Consider the following 15,092-nt stretch of genomic DNA (forward strand, 5'->3'; position numbering starts at 1 on the left):
ACGGCGTGGCGAGCCGAAGCGCGCCACGCCGTGAGATTTTAACTGGAAAGTCGAGCTTCTAAGCCCGACCCGGGGCCTTGCGTTGTCGAAGGGCCGCCGCCCTACATCGTCGATTTCATCGCATTGTTCATATGGGTGGCGCAGGACTTCATCTTGTGAGCCTTCATGTCCGTCTGGGCCATCGCCAAACTCTTCATGGCCGTCTTCTTCTTGGCGGCATCCGTCATGGCGTCCACTTGCGACTGCACTTTCGTCATCGAGTCATTGTCGCATTTCATCATTGCCATGCTTGCAGAGAAGCTCGGCACAGCACTTGCTCCAGCCAGCATCACCGCAATAATCGTCGTTCTGATCATGTCGTTATCCTCCAGCTTGCGGGGTGGTTCACCCTTATCGGTAACGCCTCTCTCGGCGCACTGTTCCGGACGGATAATCACATTGCCGTGTCCTCTCCGAAGGGAAGGACGGGCTGCCGACAAAAGACCGAGCGGATGATTCGTGCCGGTCGTCGGATCATTTTCGGCAAAGAGTGGAACATTTCGGGGCATGTTCCTTTATAAATCATGCGCGGGCACGACTGTCTTCGTTCGGAAGTTAGCATTCAGGAGTGCTAATATCAAAAGCACGTGGTCAGGATTGCGAAGGCGATCCAATCGGTTTTTGAGGAGAAACCAAACAAGCCGCAAACATGCGCGTCAGCTTGCAGGCAAAGAGCCGAATGGATGGCCGAAGAAAGGGGAGTTCGGCTCTTGGATTTTGCGGCTGCTGCGCCAACTTGCTCGGCTAAGAACCTTCGTGGAGTTTTGCCCGATCCTTTCGTGGTTTCGGGCCGGTCAAGGAGGCGGTCGTCCCAGATATCATGGTGCAGGTTTCGCAGCGCATGGACGCATATGAAAAAACGTCGAGGGAGAAGAGGCCACGCATGCCGCATGCAGCTTGACTGAGGCTGAACGGGGAGGGAGGAGAAATGTATTCAGGCGGACTGAACTTCGCTCTGGGGGAGGATGTTGAAGCATTGCGCGAAAGTGTTCGTCGCTTTGCTGACGAGCGCATTGCGCCGCTTGCAACTTCTATCGATAGAGAAAACAACTTTCCGGTGGCTCTCTGGCGGGAGATGGGTGCTCTTGGCCTGCTCGGCATTACCGCGCCTGAAGCTTATGGCGGCGCCGGCCTCGGCTATCTCGCCCATTGCGTCGCGATGGAAGAGATCAGCCGTGCCTCTGCCTCTGTGGGCTTGAGCTACGGTGCCCATTCCAATCTGTGCGTCAATCAGATCAGTCGAAACGGCTCCGATGAGCAGAAGCAGCGCTATCTGCCGAAGCTGATATCCGGCGAGCATGTCGGAGCACTCGCCATGTCGGAGCCGGCGGCCGGTTCGGATGTCGTCGCGATGAAGCTGCGCGCCGAAAAGCGCGGTGACCGATATGTCCTGAACGGCAGCAAGATGTGGATCACCAACGGCCCTGATGCCGATGTGCTGGTCGTCTATGCCAAGACCGATCCGGAGGCCGGACCGCGGGGCATCACCGCCTTCCTGATCGAGAAAAGCTTCAAGGGCTTCTCGACCGGCCAGAAGCTCGACAAGCTCGGCATGCGCGGCTCCAACACCGGCGAGCTTGTCTTTCGTGATTGCGAGGTGCCCGAGGAGAATGTGCTTGGCAGCGTCGGCGGCGGTGTACGCGTGCTGATGTCCGGCCTCGATTATGAGCGCGTGGTGCTGTCCGCCGGCCCGCTCGGCATCATGGCCGCCTGCATGGACGTGGTCATTCCCTATCTGCACGAGCGAAAGCAGTTCGGCCAGGCAATCGGCGAATTCCAGCTGATGCAGGGCAAGCTTGCCGATATGTATGTGACGATGAATGCGGCCCGCGCCTATGTCTACGCCGTGGCCGCAGCCTGTGATCGTGGTGAGGCGACCCGAAAGGACGCAGCAGGCTGCATCCTCTATGCCGCCGAGCATGCAACCGGCATGGCGCTCGAGGCAATCCAGGCGCTGGGCGGCAATGGCTATACCAACGACTATCCCGCCGGCCGTCTGCTGCGCGACGCCAAGCTCTATGAGATCGGCGCCGGCACATCGGAAATCAGGCGCATGCTGATCGGGCGAGAACTCTTTTCGGAAACGGCATAGATGACCGTCCTCAAATCGCAGATTTCCACCAGTTCAGAGACTTTCAAGGCCAATCGCGCGGGGATGATCGAAGCGATCCGTGTGGTCGAGGAGGCGGCGTTGCAGGCCGCGAATGGCGGCGGTGCGACGGCGCGCGAACGACATGTTGCCCGCGGCAAGATGCTACCGCGCGACCGGATCGCCACCTTGATCGATCCCGCCACGCCGTTCCTCGAAGTTGGAACGACGGCCGCCCATGGAATGTATGGCGACGATGCTCCTGCCGCTGGCCTGATAACCGGTATCGGCCGCATCCGAGGCCGCGAATGCATGATCGTCTGCAACGACGCCACGGTCAAAGGCGGCACCTACTATCCGATGACGGTCAAGAAGCATCTCAGGGCGCAGGAGATCGCGGCCGAGAACAATCTGCCCTGCATCTATCTGGTCGATTCCGGTGGAGCGAACCTGCCCAATCAGGACGAGGTTTTTCCGGATCGCGATCATTTCGGCCGTATCTTCTACAACCAGGCCAACATGTCGGCATCGGGCATTGCGCAGATCGCTGTCGTGATGGGCTCCTGTACGGCGGGCGGCGCCTATGTGCCTGCCATGTCCGACGACACCATCATCGTCGAAGGCCAGGGAACGATCTTCCTTGCCGGGCCGCCGCTGGTGAAGGCAGCGACGGGCGAGATCGTCACCGCGGAGGATCTGGGTGGCGGCGATGTGCATACCCGGCTCTCCGGCGTTGCCGACCATCTGGCGCGCGACGATGCCCATGCGCTGGCGCTGGCGCGTCAGGCAGTCTCCATGCTCAATCGACCGAAGAGGCCATCGATCGAAATGCAGGCCGCGGAAGCACCGCTTTACGATCCGGCTGACATAGCCGGGATCGTTCCGGCGGACCTGCGAACGCCCTACGATATAAGAGAGGTCATTGCCCGCATCGTCGATGGCTCGCGTTTCGACGAGTTCAAGGCGCGTTATGGCACGACCTTGGTCTGCGGCTTTGCCCATGTTCACGGGATGCCGGTAGGGTTGATCGCCAATAATGGCGCGCTGTTTTCGGAGTCCGCCTTGAAGGGCGCCCATTTCGTCGAGCTGTGTTCGCAGCGAAAGATACCGCTCGTCTTCCTGCAGAACATCACCGGTTTCATGGTCGGGCGGAAATACGAGACCGAAGGCATAGCAAAACACGGCGCCAAGCTGGTGACGGCGGTAGCGACGACCAAGGTGCCGAAGATCACCATGCTGGTCGGCGGTTCCTTCGGCGCCGGCAATTACGGCATGGCCGGCCGCGCCTTCTCGCCGCGTTTCCTTTGGTCTTGGCCGAACAGCCGGATCTCGGTCATGGGTGGCGAACAGGCTGCAGGCGTGCTGGCGACCGTCCGGGGCGAGGCGCTGGAACGCGCGGGCACGCCATGGACGGAGGAGCAGGAGACGCAGTTCAAGCAACCGATCCTCGATCGCTTCGAGGCGCAGAGCCATCCGCTCTACGCCTCGGCACGGCTATGGGACGACGGCATCATCGATCCGCGCAAGAGCCGCGATGTGCTCGCACTTTCGCTTTCCGCAACGCTCAACGCACCGATCGACGATACGCGTTTCGGGCTCTTCAGGATGTGAGGCGGCGATGTTCGACAAGATCCTCATAGCCAACAGGGGCGAGATTGCCTGCCGCGTCATCCGGACGGCAAAGCGGATGGGTATCCGCACTGCCGCCGTCTATTCCGATGCCGATATCGGCGCCTTGCATGTCGAGCTAGCCGATGAAGCATTTCGGCTTGGTGCTGCGCCTGCCGCCGAGAGTTATCTTTCGATCGAGCGCATCGTCGCGGTCGCAAGGCGCTCGGGTGCCCAGGCCGTTCACCCGGGCTATGGATTTCTCTCCGAGAACGGCGATTTTGCCGCGGCCGTCGAAGCCGCTGGTCTTGTGTTCATCGGTCCGCCTCCCGATGCCATCCGCGCCATGGGGCGCAAGGATGTGGCGAAAATGCTGATGGAGCGGGCGGGCGTTCCGATCGTTCCCGGCTATCACGGCGATAATCAGGATGCCGGCTTTCTGGCAGAGCGTGCCGAAGAGATCGGATATCCCGTCATCATCAAGGCTCGCGCGGGCGGTGGCGGCAAGGGCATGCGACGGGTGGAGCGGTCGGAGGATTTCTCCTCAGCACTCGATGCGGCCCGGCGCGAGGCGCAGGGGGCTTTCGGCGACAATGCCGTGCTGGTGGAGAAATACCTCGTCCAGCCCCGGCATATCGAAATCCAGGTCTTCGGCGATCGACATGGCAATATGGTGCATCTCTTCGAGCGCGATTGCTCGCTGCAGCGCCGGCATCAGAAGGTGATCGAAGAGGCGCCGGCCCCTGGCATGACCGAAGAGATGCGCCGGGCGATGGGCGACGCCGCCGTTCGGGCAGCGCAGGCTATCGGCTATCGCGGTGCTGGGACTGTCGAATTCATCGTCGATGCATCGAGCGGCCTATGGCCGGATCGCTTCTTCTTTATGGAAATGAACACCCGACTGCAGGTCGAGCATCCCGTCACAGAGGCGATTGCGGATCTCGATCTGGTCGAGTGGCAACTGCGCGTTGCCGCCGGCGAACCGCTGCCGAAGAAGCAGGCCGATCTCGAAATCGACGGTTGGGCCTTTGAGGCACGGATTTATGCGGAGGATCCCGCTCATGCTTTCCTTCCCGCGATAGGCACGCTGTCGCACCTGACCTTTCCCGATGACGATGTGCGGATCGATACCGGCGTCAGGGCGGGGGATCAGGTGTCGCCCTATTATGATCCGCTGATCGCAAAGCTGATCGTCCACGCGCCCAGCCGCCGCGAAGCGCTTGGAAAACTGACGCGCGGCCTGCAGGCATGCCGGATCGGTGGGGTTACGACAAATCTGGATTTCCTGACGCGGCTCAGCAAGCAGGGCGATTTCGTCGCCGGCCATCCCGATACCGGGCTGATCGATCGCCAGGTGGACGCGTTGACTTCAATCGAACCGCCGGGTGACGCAATCGTCGCCGCGGCCGCGGTTCTGTCGCTGGATGTCCACCGGGCCTTCGACGCGAACGACCCCTGGCAGGCCCTTGGCCATTGGCAGCAATGGGGCGAGATGAGCCGCATCGTGACACTGGAACATGCTTATGGCCGCATTCTTCTTAGGGTCATTGCCAAGGGACGGGATCTGTTCGTCGTCCAGACCGATCAGCGCATGACCGCAACCCGCATCATTCGACGTCTCGAGGATGGTTGCCTCATGGAGGTCGACGGGCGTCAGATGCGCATCCAGATATTCGGATCGCCTCAGCGGATGACGCTGCTTGCCGACGGCAAGGCTCATGAGTTTCATGTGCCGGATATGCTGGCTGGCGGTGTCGACCACGCTGCCGGCAGCGACCATCTCGTGGCGCCGATGCCGGGCTTCGTCAAGATCGTTCGAGTACGTCCCGGCGATACCGTCTCCACCGGCGATGCACTGATCGTCATGGAAGCGATGAAGATGGAGCTGACTCTGGCAGCCATGGATGATGGTGTGGTCGAAAACGTTCATGTCGCGGAGGGCGATCAGGTTGCCGAGGGTACGGTTCTGCTATCGCTGGAGCCGAAGGAGGCGTCATGAGTTCGTCTGCCGCGCCCTCGACCGGACATGTATCGATCGTCGAAATGTCGCCGCGTGACGGATTGCAGAACGAGAAGGAGCTGATCGGGACGAATGAGAAGATCGCGCTCGTCAACCTGCTCTCCGAATGCGGTTTCGAACGGATCGAGGTCACCAGTTTCGTAAGTCCGCAATGGGTGCCGCAGCTTGCCGATGCGCCAGAGGTCATGGCGGCAATCACGCGGAACCCGGGGGTTCGCTATGCTGTTCTGACGCCGAACATGAAAGGCTTCACGGCTGCCTTGGACGCCGGAGCCGATGAAATTGCAATCTTCGCATCAGCGTCCGAGAGCTTCTCACTGCACAATATCAACTGCTCGATCGATGAGAGCATCGCCCGCTTCCGACCTGTTGCGGAGGCAAGCCGCGAGCATCAAATACCGATGCGCGGCTATGTGAGCTGCGTGGTCGAGTGCCCTTATGAGGGAGCCGTTCCGCCGGCCAATGCCGCTCGCGTCGCGCGCTATCTTCGGGATCTCGGCTGCTATGAGATCAGCCTCGGCGATACGGTCGGCAGAGGTCAGCCGGAAGCGGTCGCGAAAATGCTGCAGACGGTGCTTACGGATCTTCCGGCTTCGATGCTGGCAGGTCATTTCCATGACACGTCGGGGCGGGCGCTCGACAATATCGAAGTGGCCCTGGATCATGGCTTGCGGGTTTTCGATGCCTCCGTCGGTGGCCTCGGCGGCTGTCCCTATGCGCCGGGCGCGAAGGGAAATGTGGACACCTTGTCGGTCGAGCGCTTTCTGAGAAGCAAGGGCTTCGAGACCGGGCTCTCCGTCGAAAAGCTTGAGCGCGCTGCAGCTTTCGCCGCCCGCCTGAGGAGCAATGTCTGATGGCAGATACGATCCGCAGCGAAATCGACGAAAGGGGGGTGGCGCGGGTGATGCTTGCCCGGCCCGAAAAGCACAACGCCATGTCGGCGCAGATGATCGATGAATTGGCCGAGGCAGCGCTTCGGCTTGGATCGGATAACGCCGTGCGCGCGGTCATTCTGGCGGGCGAGGGCGCAAGCTTCTGCGCCGGCGGCGACCTGAATTGGATGCGCGCGCAATTCGATGCGGATCGCGCTGGACGCGTGGCCGAAGCCCGGCGGCTGGCTCTGATGCTGAAGGCGCTGAACGAGATGCCGAAGCCTCTGATTGGCCGCGTTCACGGCAATGCCTTCGGCGGTGGCGTCGGGCTTCTGAGCGTCTGCGATCTCGCGATTGGCGCAGCCACTGCTCGCTTCGGTCTGACCGAGGTGTGTCTCGGCCTGATCCCGGCCACCATCAGCCCCTATGTCGTTGCCCGCATCGGTGAGGGCAGGGCGCGTCCGCTTTTTCTATCGGGAAAGGTGATCGATGCATGGCAGGCGCATGCCGCCGGCTTTATTTCCCGCGTCGTACCAGCAGAGGAACTGGACGAGGCAATCGAAAGCGAAATCCGGCATTTCTTCTCCGCTGCGCCCGGAGCGGTGGCGCGTGCCAAGAGGCTTGCGCGCTCATTGGGCGCGCCGATTACGGAAGAGGTCGTTGAGAGTGCGGTGCAGCAACTGGCCGACACTTGGGAAACCGCTGAGGCGAAGGAAGGTGTCGCAGCCTTTCTTGAGCATCGGAAGCCGGAGTGGGCGCAGCCGGGCTGACTACACCCTGCGCTTGAATTGCGCGTCAATTGAGCATATTTTGATATTGTTCTGATCAAAGCATGCTGGAGGCTGTGATGGCCGCGATGGGTTTCGATGTTGTAGCAAGCCGGTTCGGCGACGGTGGCTCGCCCTTTCTGTCGGCAAGGCGCGTTGCAGAGCAACTGGGCGTGACCTTGTCCGAACTCGCCAAGCTGACCGGTGTCGCGCGCAATACGCTGACGGCGAAATCGAGTGCGCGCAAGGTCGACAGCGCTCTCAGTCCGATCGTCCGCATCCTGGCAATGGCTGCCGAAATGGCGGGTGACGAAAGCCGCGCAGTCATCTGGTTCAAGCATCAGCCCATTCCCGGCTGGGCCGGCAAAACGGCCTTCGATCTCGTCAACGAGGGCAAGGCGGATCGCGTGCTTGCCTATCTGGAGGCTGTGCGGTCCGGCGTTTATGCCTGAGACCAGGGAGCCTCCGATCCATCATCTATGGCGCGCTTTCGTGCCGCGGTGGGCACATGCGCCGCTGTCGGGCGAGGGTGCCGCGCGCTTCGGCGGTCGCTGGAATCCCGTCGGTGCGCTGACCATCTATGCGGCGCGAGAACTCTCGACGGCCTGGGCGGAATATAATCAGGGCTTTGTCCAGCATCCGGCCCTGATTGCGCAGCTTGAGCTGAGGAATGCGCTGCTTGCCGACCTTACCGATCCGGTGCAACTGGATGCCGTCGGAGCTTCCGTGGAAATCCACCGATGCGAATGGCGTTTTGTGCTCGACAGGCAAGAAGTGCCGGAGACGCACCGCCTGCGTGAGCGGCTGCTTGCGCAGGGCTTCGACGGCGTGATCTATCCCTCCTTCATGTCGCCGGGCGGGACATGCGTCGCGCTCTGGCGCTGGAATATGGCTGGCGGGCCGAAGCTCGATGTCGTCGATCCCGAGGGGCGGTTACCGAAGTCGCCTGCATCCTGGCTTTAACCATCGGAAAGCATGTCCTAATCGGCACTGTACATTTCGCCGGCGACCGCGTATGTAGCGCGCTATGAACAGGCCTGCGACGTGCGGGCCGCGGCGATCTGCGCCAGTCCGATCCTCCCATAGTCCGGCGCGCGAAAACCGAATTCCGAAAGACATGACATGACTGAATTCGAAGGCATCGCACCAGCGATCGCCCAGGCGTTGGAAAAACGCGGATATACGACGTTGACGCCGGTTCAAAAGGCGATGCTCGATAGCGGGCTTGAGGGTGCGGACGCGCTGGTCTCGGCGCAGACGGGCTCGGGCAAGACTGTCGCCTTCGGTCTCGCGCTTGCGCCAACGCTGCTCGATGGCGAAGGCCGTTTCGGCCGCGCCGGTACGCCATTGGCACTGGCGATCGCGCCGACACGCGAGCTGGCGCTGCAGGTCAAGCGCGAGCTGGAATGGCTCTATGAGATGACCGGCGCGACCATCGCCTCCTGCGTCGGCGGCATGGATATCCGTAGCGAGCGGCGTGCGCTCGAACGTGGCGCCCATATCGTCGTCGGTACGCCGGGCCGCCTCTGCGACCATATCCGACGCAATGCGCTCGACATCTCCGAACTCAAGGCCGTCGTTCTCGACGAGGCTGACGAGATGCTGGATCTCGGCTTCCGTGAAGACCTCGAATTCATCCTCGACACCGCTCCGGCCGACCGGCGCACGCTGATGTTTTCGGCAACCGTCCCGCGTTCCATTGCGACGCTTGCCAAGAATTACCAGCGCGACGCCGTGCGCATCGCTACGGCGTCCGAGCAGAAGCAGCATGTCGACATCGAATATCGCGCCCTTGTCGTAGCCCCGAGCGACCGCGAAAATGCGATCATCAACGTGCTGCGCTACTACGAAGCCCGTAACGCCATCGTCTTCTGCTCGACGCGCGCTGCCGTGAACCATCTGACGGCCCGCTTCAACAATCGCGGCTTTTCCGTCGTGGCGCTCTCGGGCGAGCTCAGCCAGAACGAGCGTACCCACGCGCTGCAGGCCATGCGCGATGGTCGCGCCCGTGTCTGCATCGCGACCGATGTCGCCGCCCGAGGCATCGACTTGCCGGGCCTTGAACTCGTCATCCATGCCGATCTGCCGACCAATCCGGAAACGCTGCTGCATCGCAGCGGCCGCACCGGACGCGCCGGCCAGAAGGGGGTGAGCGCGATGATCGTGCCGCTCAACGCGCGTCGCCGCGCCGAGCGCCTGCTGGAAAATGCGCGCATCAACGCGACCTGGGCCAAGCCGCCATCGGCCGACGAAGTCAGCAAGCGCGACGACGAGCGCATTCTTGCTGATCCGATCTTCACCGAGGCGCCTGGCGAGGACGAGGTCTCCTTCATCAAGGAATTGCTTCAGCGCCATGGCCCCGAGCAGGTCGCTGCCGCTTTCCTGCGCCAGTACCGTGCTGGTCACTCCGCTCCGGAAGATCTAGCCGAGGTTTCGGTCTACGACGATCGCAAGAACGTTCGCCGGGACGATTTCTCCGCACCCCGTGAAGACGGCCCGCCGGTCCGCGCCGATTTCACCGATGGCGCCTGGGTGTCGCTCTCGGTTGGCCGCAAGCACAGCGCGGAACCACGCTGGCTGATCCCGATGCTCTGCCGCCACGGAAACCTGACCAAGCGTGATATCGGCGCAATCCGCATGCAGCCCGACGAAACCTTCGTCGAACTCTCCGCCGAGGGTGCCGAGCGTTTCATGGCGGCGATCGGGCCTGCGGGTACGCTGGAGAAAGGTATCCGCGTGAAGCCGCTGGATGGCAAACCGGACACCTCCCGCTCGGGTCAGGATGTTTCTTTCGCGCCGACAAAGAAGAAGTCCTATGCCAAGGACAATGCGGAACCGGCCTTCCAGCGCAAGTCACCCCGCCCGGCTGCAAGGCAGGATGCGTCCGCGGAACAGCAGGACCGCAAGCCCTGGAACAAGAAGCCTGGCAAGCCGGATTTCAAGAAGCCCGATTTTGCGAAGAATGACGGCCGGCCGAAGCAGGGCAAGCCTGCCGGCAAGAAGTTCGGTGGCAAGAAGCGGCAGGATGGCTGAAATCTTCCCGCCTGCCTATCCGTTAAGCACTTGCGCTCGATCGCTTTGACCGTCATCAAGGTTGCAGACACAGAATCCCAGCCAATGATGAAATCATGAGCATAGAGACGTCATCCGGTCGCAAAGACAATCTCATTCTGGCCGGCGTTCTCATCATGCTGGCGGGTGACTTCCTGTTTGCGTTGAACGACGCGATGGGAAAATGGCTGGTGACCAGCCTTCCCGTCGGCCAAGTCCTGCTGGTCCGGTCTATCGGCGCCTTCCTGATCCTCGGCCCGATGATCGCCCGTCAGGGCGTCTCCTCGCTGATCCGTGTCGAGACCCCACATCTGCATCTCTTGCGCGTCGTCCTGGCGACCATGGATGTCGGGCTTTTCTACGCAGCGGTTGCCTATCTGCCGTTGGCCGACGTCATGACCTTTTATATGGCTGGGCCGATCTATGTCGCCGCCGTCTCCCACATCTTTCTCGGTGAGAAGATCGGTTGGCGGCGCTGGCTGGCGATCTTCGCCGGCTTTATCGGCGTTGTGATCGCGCTGAAGCCGTCTACGGCGATGTTTTCACTGCCGTCTATATTCGGCCTGATCGGCAGCGCCTCCTTTGCGATGACGCTTGTCTTGAACCGTGTGCTGCGCTCGACCAAAGATGCGACGCTTGTGACATGGCAGACCATTGCCGCCATGATCGTCGGCGGCGTCCTCAGCCTGGGAGCCTGGAAAACGCCGTCCATGATCGATCTCGGCGGCATGCTGCTTCTCGGCATCGTCGCATCAAGCGGCCACCTGATGATCACGCGGTCGCTGAAGCTTGCCCCCGCCTCGCTGCTTGCCCCGCTGCAATATACGTTGCTGCTCTGGGCCTTCATCCTGGGCTTCATCATCTTCGGCGATATTCCCGGAACGCAGGTTCTCGTCGGCTCCGGCATCATCGTGCTGGCCGGCCTGTTCATCTTCCATCGCAAGAAGGTGGTCGAGGACGCCGAGCCCATCGAGGCCGTGGCCAAGGACGGGCACTAGCCGCTTCTTGGTTCAGCCCTGTGGCGGCGCCACGGGCTCATCGGGAAAGCCTGCGGCATCCAGCGCGCGGCGGACAAGTCCCGAGCGCTTAGCCTCTTCCAGGAATGTGGTGACGAAGGACAGGGCGGCCGGTTTCTCCCTGCCGACCGCAATCGCAATGCCCGTCGACTGGAAGCCGCCATCGACGACGAGTGCGCCCGGCAATGTCGGCAACAGCGTCTGGAAGGCGTCGCGGGAGAGGGCAAAGGCTTCCGCCGTTTCAGCGCGCATCCGCTCGACACCCTCTGCAATCGACTGGACAGGTTCGGGCACGACATGGCTCAGCGAGCGTGTCGCAGCGCGGATCGTGGTGGTATTGGCAATGCCGACGACGCGGACATCAGGGCGATCCACCTCCTGCAGCGAGGTGATGCCGGAGGCGGCAGTTACCATGTAAGTGCTTTCGAGAATGTAATAGGCCGGGCCGAAAGCCACGCGCCTGCGTCGCTCCTCGTCCACAGGCATGAAACTGACATCGATCGCGCCCTGTTCGAGAGCATCGGTGCAGGCGCCGGAATTGGGGAAATTCACCAGCGAAAGGGAAACGCCAAGTTCCACGGCGAGCGCCCGCCCGATGTCGATCGTTACGCCACGATAGGTCTCGTCATCCGCAACGGCGAACAGCGCCGATGGGGCCGGCGCCGCGACGATGCCGACCCGCAGCACTCCACTCGGTGTCAGCTCCCGCAGTGCTTCGCCATCGCCGGCTTGTCCACCGGTCGTGTTTGCTGTCGATGTCATGAAGCCTGTCCTCTCGATGGTTCCTGCAGGAAGAGCGATTACAGGAATGCGATTACACTGGCGTGCCGACACCGAGCAACGCTTCTTTCTCGTTTACTGACAGGCTGGTCAGCCGGTAAAGGATGAAACCTTCCTTTTCCGAATGGATGCTCGCCAGCGTTTCGCCGAACACGGTCTTGATCTCTCCAAGAAGCTCGCCCTTGGCGACCGGGTCCGCCAGGTCCTTCTTCGGATACCAGAGACCGGTCACCGGTGCCGTCGGCACCCACATGGTCACGACGTTGAGTTCTGTAATGGGCGCATCGCCCGGCAGCATGCCAATATGCTGCATCACCCGGCGGATCCCGCTCGTCATCATGCCGACGGTGTCGTCTCCCCAGAGGCCGTTGCCACTGACTTCGGGCAGAATGCTCGGGATGCCCAGCTTGTGGGCCGCATCGACCGTATAGCCCGAGCCGCCGGCCGCGACCGCAACCGGAATGCCGAAGGCTGCGGCAAGCGCCTGCGACTTCTCGCTTCCGGCCGGGAATATGGTGAAGGGTGCAAGTCCCTCGTCGAGATCGCCGCCATGGCAATCGATATAGGCATCGGCCTTCGGAAACACTTCGGTCACGAGCCAGTTGGCCAGGCGCTCGCTGACCGTGCCGTCAGGCTTGCCGGGGAACATTCGGTTCAGGTTCTTGCCGTCCTGCGGCATGATGTAGATGTTGCGGTTGTGGAAGGACCGCACATTGAGGATGGGCAGGATGACCAGCGTCCCCTTAATCTCTTCCGGCTTGGTCTGCATCAGCTGAACCGCCGACTCGATCGAGCAGAATTCCGACCCGTGCACTCCAGCCGTGATCAGCAGGCAGGGGCCGGCCTCGGCTCCTTCGATGATGGCGAAGGGGATCTCCAGCTCTTCGATTGGCTTGACGTGGCCGAATTCCACACGGGGTTTGCCGGTACGCAGGGCGGGAAGGACGTTCATCGATCGGATCCTCAAAATGACGAAGTAGACATATTGTGAAAAACTCAGGCGGCCTCGTCCAGCCGTACGAGATGGCCGGTCGAGATTTCGCGGTAGTTGCGAACAGGCGCGACATAGCCGACCGGGCGGATGGGGCTCTTCAGCTCGTCGGTCGAAAAATTGCGCTTGATGCCGCGCCTCGACGGGTCGGGCACCGGAACGGCGGCCATCAGCTTCCTGGTATAGGGATGCTGCGGATTTTCGAATACCGAGGCGCGCGGCCCGATCTCGACGATTTCCCCCAGATACATGACGGCGACACGGTGACTGACGCGCTCCACAACGGCCATGTCGTGCGAAATGAAGAGATAGGCAAGGTTCAGGCTCTGCTGCAGATCCATCAGGAGGTTGCAGACCTGCGCCTTGATCGAGACGTCGAGCGCCGACACGCTTTCATCGGCGACGATGACCTTGGGGTCCAAGGCGAGCGCGCGGGCGATGCAGATTCGCTGACGCTGTCCGCCAGAGAATTCATGGGGATAGCGGCTCATCATGTCCGCCTTCAGCCCGACGCGCTCGAGAAGGTCGGCGGCCTTGTCGCGGGCCTGCGCGCGGGTGCCGAGGCCATGTTCGATGATGGGTTCGGCGACCGCTGACCCGATCGACATGCGCGGATTGAGGCTGGCGAACGGGTCCTGGAAGATCATCTGGATGCTGCGACGCATCTGCCGAAGGCTGATCGAATCCAGCTTCATCACGTCGTAGCCGTCGAGATGAACCTCGCCCGCGTTGGGATCGAGCAGGCGCATGATCGAACGGCCGGTGGTGGACTTGCCGCAGCCGCTCTCGCCGACCAGTGACAGGGTCTCGCCCTGGAAGAGATCGAAGGAGACGTTCTCGACCGCATGGATAGCCCCCGTCTTTCGCCCAAGGAGCCCGCCGTGGATATCGAAGCGGGTCACAAGGTTCTTCACCTCTAAGATCGGCGTCTTGCGGCGATCGACCGTATCGGCGATTTCGACCGGCTCCGCGCGTTCGCCGGTCGTCGCATCGACGATGGGAAAGCGCAGGGGCCATTTCCTGTCGGCCATGGAGCCGAGACGGGGGACTGCTGATAGCAGCGCGCGGGTATAGGGATGCTTGCCGCGATGAAAGATATCGTCCGTCTCTCCGGTCTCGACCGCCTCGCCGCGATACATGACGATGGTACGGTCCGAAATCTCGGCGACGACGCCCATGTCGTGGGTGATGAAGAGGACGGACATGCCTTCCTCTTCCTGCAATATCTTGATCAGGTCGAGGATCTGGCCCTGGATGGTGACGTCGAGCGCCGTCGTCGGCTCGTCGGCGATCAATAGCTTGGGGCGCGAAGCCAGGGCCATGGCGATCATCACGCGTTGGCGCATGCCGCCGGAAAACTGGTGCGGATACTCGTCAAAGCGGGACGCGGCATTGGGGATGCGCACCTTTTCGAGCAGGCGGATAGTCTCGGCCTTTGCGTCGGCCTTGGAGATGTCGCCATGGCAGGTCAGCGCCTCCGATATCTGCCGGCCGATCGTGAAAATCGGGTTCAGCGAGGTCATCGGCTCCTGAAAGATCATCGCGACATCCTTGCCGCGGACCTTGCGCATTTCCTTGTCCGACAGTGAAAGAATATCACGACCGCCGAGCGTGATCTGACCCTCGATCCGGCTGCTGCCGGCCGCCAGTAGCCGCATGATGGAAAGCGAGGTGACGCTCTTGCCCGAGCCGCTTTCGCCGACGATCGCAACCGTTTCACCGGGCATCACATCAAAGGAGATGTCGCGCACGACCTGCCGCCATTCGCCATCGACGAGGAAGGAGGTCGTCAAGTGTGAGACGGACAGCACGGGCGTTGCGGCTGCATTTGTCATGGCTTACCTCGATATTCCAAACTC

At 61.8% G+C, this 15,092-nt stretch carries 13 protein-coding genes; 9 read left to right on the forward strand and 4 right to left on the reverse strand.

Annotated elements, in window-relative coordinates; all coding sequences use genetic code 11:
• Positions 1 to 101: 101 nt before the first annotated feature.
• Entirely contained in the window at positions 102 to 356 is a 255-nt protein-coding gene (locus DTW90_RS26480) for a hypothetical protein (protein ID WP_132524505.1), read from the reverse strand.
• A gap of 611 nt (positions 357 to 967) precedes the next feature.
• Between DTW90_RS26480 and DTW90_RS26485 the strand changes: the two genes are divergently transcribed.
• The 9 genes from DTW90_RS26485 to DTW90_RS26525 all read left to right on the forward strand — a co-directional run bounded on the left by DTW90_RS26485 (position 968) and on the right by DTW90_RS26525 (position 11,444).
• A complete protein-coding gene (locus tag DTW90_RS26485; RefSeq protein WP_149342214.1) occupies positions 968 to 2,131 on the forward strand; it encodes an isovaleryl-CoA dehydrogenase in 1,164 nt (387 codons plus the stop codon).
• Positions 2,132 to 3,739 (forward strand): carboxyl transferase domain-containing protein, encoded by a 1,608-nt coding sequence (locus DTW90_RS26490; RefSeq protein ID WP_149342216.1) that lies wholly within the window; start codon positions 2,132 to 2,134, stop codon positions 3,737 to 3,739. It begins immediately after the preceding gene.
• A gap of 7 nt (positions 3,740 to 3,746) precedes the next feature.
• Positions 3,747 to 5,735, forward strand: coding sequence for an acetyl/propionyl/methylcrotonyl-CoA carboxylase subunit alpha (locus tag DTW90_RS26495; protein ID WP_149342218.1), 1,989 nt, complete (start codon positions 3,747 to 3,749; stop codon positions 5,733 to 5,735).
• On the forward strand, positions 5,732 to 6,610 hold the full coding sequence (locus tag DTW90_RS26500) for a hydroxymethylglutaryl-CoA lyase (RefSeq protein WP_149342220.1): 879 nt from the start codon (positions 5,732 to 5,734) through the stop codon (positions 6,608 to 6,610). The genes DTW90_RS26495 and DTW90_RS26500 overlap by 4 nt, the downstream gene beginning before the upstream one ends.
• Positions 6,607 to 7,398, forward strand: coding sequence for a crotonase/enoyl-CoA hydratase family protein (locus tag DTW90_RS26505; protein ID WP_188080062.1), 792 nt, complete (start codon positions 6,607 to 6,609; stop codon positions 7,396 to 7,398). The genes DTW90_RS26500 and DTW90_RS26505 overlap by 4 nt, the downstream gene beginning before the upstream one ends.
• A 77-nt stretch (positions 7,399 to 7,475) precedes the next feature.
• Positions 7,476 to 7,847 carry a DUF2384 domain-containing protein gene (locus DTW90_RS26510; protein WP_149342224.1) on the forward strand — a complete coding sequence of 124 codons (372 nt, stop codon included), beginning with the start codon at positions 7,476 to 7,478 and terminating at the stop codon, positions 7,845 to 7,847.
• Positions 7,840 to 8,358, forward strand: a complete 519-nt coding sequence (locus DTW90_RS26515; RefSeq protein ID WP_149342225.1) for an RES domain-containing protein — start codon at positions 7,840 to 7,842, stop codon at positions 8,356 to 8,358. The genes DTW90_RS26510 and DTW90_RS26515 overlap by 8 nt, the downstream gene beginning before the upstream one ends.
• A 159-nt stretch (positions 8,359 to 8,517) precedes the next feature.
• Positions 8,518 to 10,428 carry a DEAD/DEAH box helicase gene (locus tag DTW90_RS26520; RefSeq protein ID WP_149342227.1) on the forward strand — a complete coding sequence of 637 codons (1,911 nt, stop codon included), beginning with the start codon at positions 8,518 to 8,520 and terminating at the stop codon, positions 10,426 to 10,428.
• Positions 10,429 to 10,523: 95 nt separating this feature from the next.
• A complete protein-coding gene (locus DTW90_RS26525) occupies positions 10,524 to 11,444 on the forward strand; it encodes a DMT family transporter (RefSeq protein WP_149342229.1) in 921 nt (306 codons plus the stop codon).
• 12 nt (positions 11,445 to 11,456) lie between these two features.
• Here DTW90_RS26525 and DTW90_RS26530 read toward each other — a convergent pair whose 3' ends face one another.
• From DTW90_RS26530 to DTW90_RS26540, 3 genes are read right to left on the reverse strand one after another with little or no spacing between them, the layout of a single operon-like run.
• Entirely contained in the window at positions 11,457 to 12,224 is a 768-nt protein-coding gene (locus DTW90_RS26530) for a transporter substrate-binding domain-containing protein (protein WP_246665058.1), read from the reverse strand.
• A gap of 52 nt (positions 12,225 to 12,276) precedes the next feature.
• The gene (locus DTW90_RS26535) at positions 12,277 to 13,194 is read right to left on the reverse strand and encodes a M14 family metallopeptidase (protein ID WP_149342230.1); all 918 of its coding nucleotides are present in this window, start codon (positions 13,192 to 13,194) and stop codon (positions 12,277 to 12,279) included.
• A 44-nt stretch (positions 13,195 to 13,238) separates the two neighbouring features.
• Entirely contained in the window at positions 13,239 to 15,068 is a 1,830-nt protein-coding gene (locus tag DTW90_RS26540) for an ABC transporter ATP-binding protein (RefSeq protein ID WP_149342232.1), read from the reverse strand.
• Positions 15,069 to 15,092: the final 24 nt, after the last annotated feature.

Origin of the sequence: Neorhizobium sp. P12A, assembly GCF_008365395.1 — a bacterium.
Lineage (GTDB): Bacteria > Pseudomonadota > Alphaproteobacteria > Rhizobiales > Rhizobiaceae > Rhizobium.

Excerpts from the sequence above, each read along its gene's own strand:
- DTW90_RS26480 (WP_132524505.1), bottom strand. The coding sequence starts at position 356 with ATGATCAGAACGACGATTATTGCGGTGATGCTGGCTGGAGCAAGTGCT.
- DTW90_RS26485 (WP_149342214.1), top strand. The coding sequence starts at position 968 with ATGTATTCAGGCGGACTGAACTTCGCTCTGGGGGAGGATGTTGAAGCA.
- DTW90_RS26490 (WP_149342216.1), top strand. The coding sequence starts at position 2,132 with ATGACCGTCCTCAAATCGCAGATTTCCACCAGTTCAGAGACTTTCAAG.
- DTW90_RS26495 (WP_149342218.1), top strand. The coding sequence starts at position 3,747 with ATGTTCGACAAGATCCTCATAGCCAACAGGGGCGAGATTGCCTGCCGC.
- DTW90_RS26500 (WP_149342220.1), top strand. The coding sequence starts at position 5,732 with ATGAGTTCGTCTGCCGCGCCCTCGACCGGACATGTATCGATCGTCGAA.
- DTW90_RS26510 (WP_149342224.1), top strand. The coding sequence starts at position 7,476 with ATGGCCGCGATGGGTTTCGATGTTGTAGCAAGCCGGTTCGGCGACGGT.
- DTW90_RS26515 (WP_149342225.1), top strand. The coding sequence starts at position 7,840 with ATGCCTGAGACCAGGGAGCCTCCGATCCATCATCTATGGCGCGCTTTC.
- DTW90_RS26520 (WP_149342227.1), top strand. The coding sequence starts at position 8,518 with ATGACTGAATTCGAAGGCATCGCACCAGCGATCGCCCAGGCGTTGGAA.
- DTW90_RS26525 (WP_149342229.1), top strand. The coding sequence starts at position 10,524 with ATGAGCATAGAGACGTCATCCGGTCGCAAAGACAATCTCATTCTGGCC.
- DTW90_RS26530 (WP_246665058.1), bottom strand. The coding sequence starts at position 12,224 with ATGACATCGACAGCAAACACGACCGGTGGACAAGCCGGCGATGGCGAA.
- DTW90_RS26535 (WP_149342230.1), bottom strand. The coding sequence starts at position 13,194 with ATGAACGTCCTTCCCGCCCTGCGTACCGGCAAACCCCGTGTGGAATTC.
- DTW90_RS26540 (WP_149342232.1), bottom strand. The coding sequence starts at position 15,068 with ATGACAAATGCAGCCGCAACGCCCGTGCTGTCCGTCTCACACTTGACG.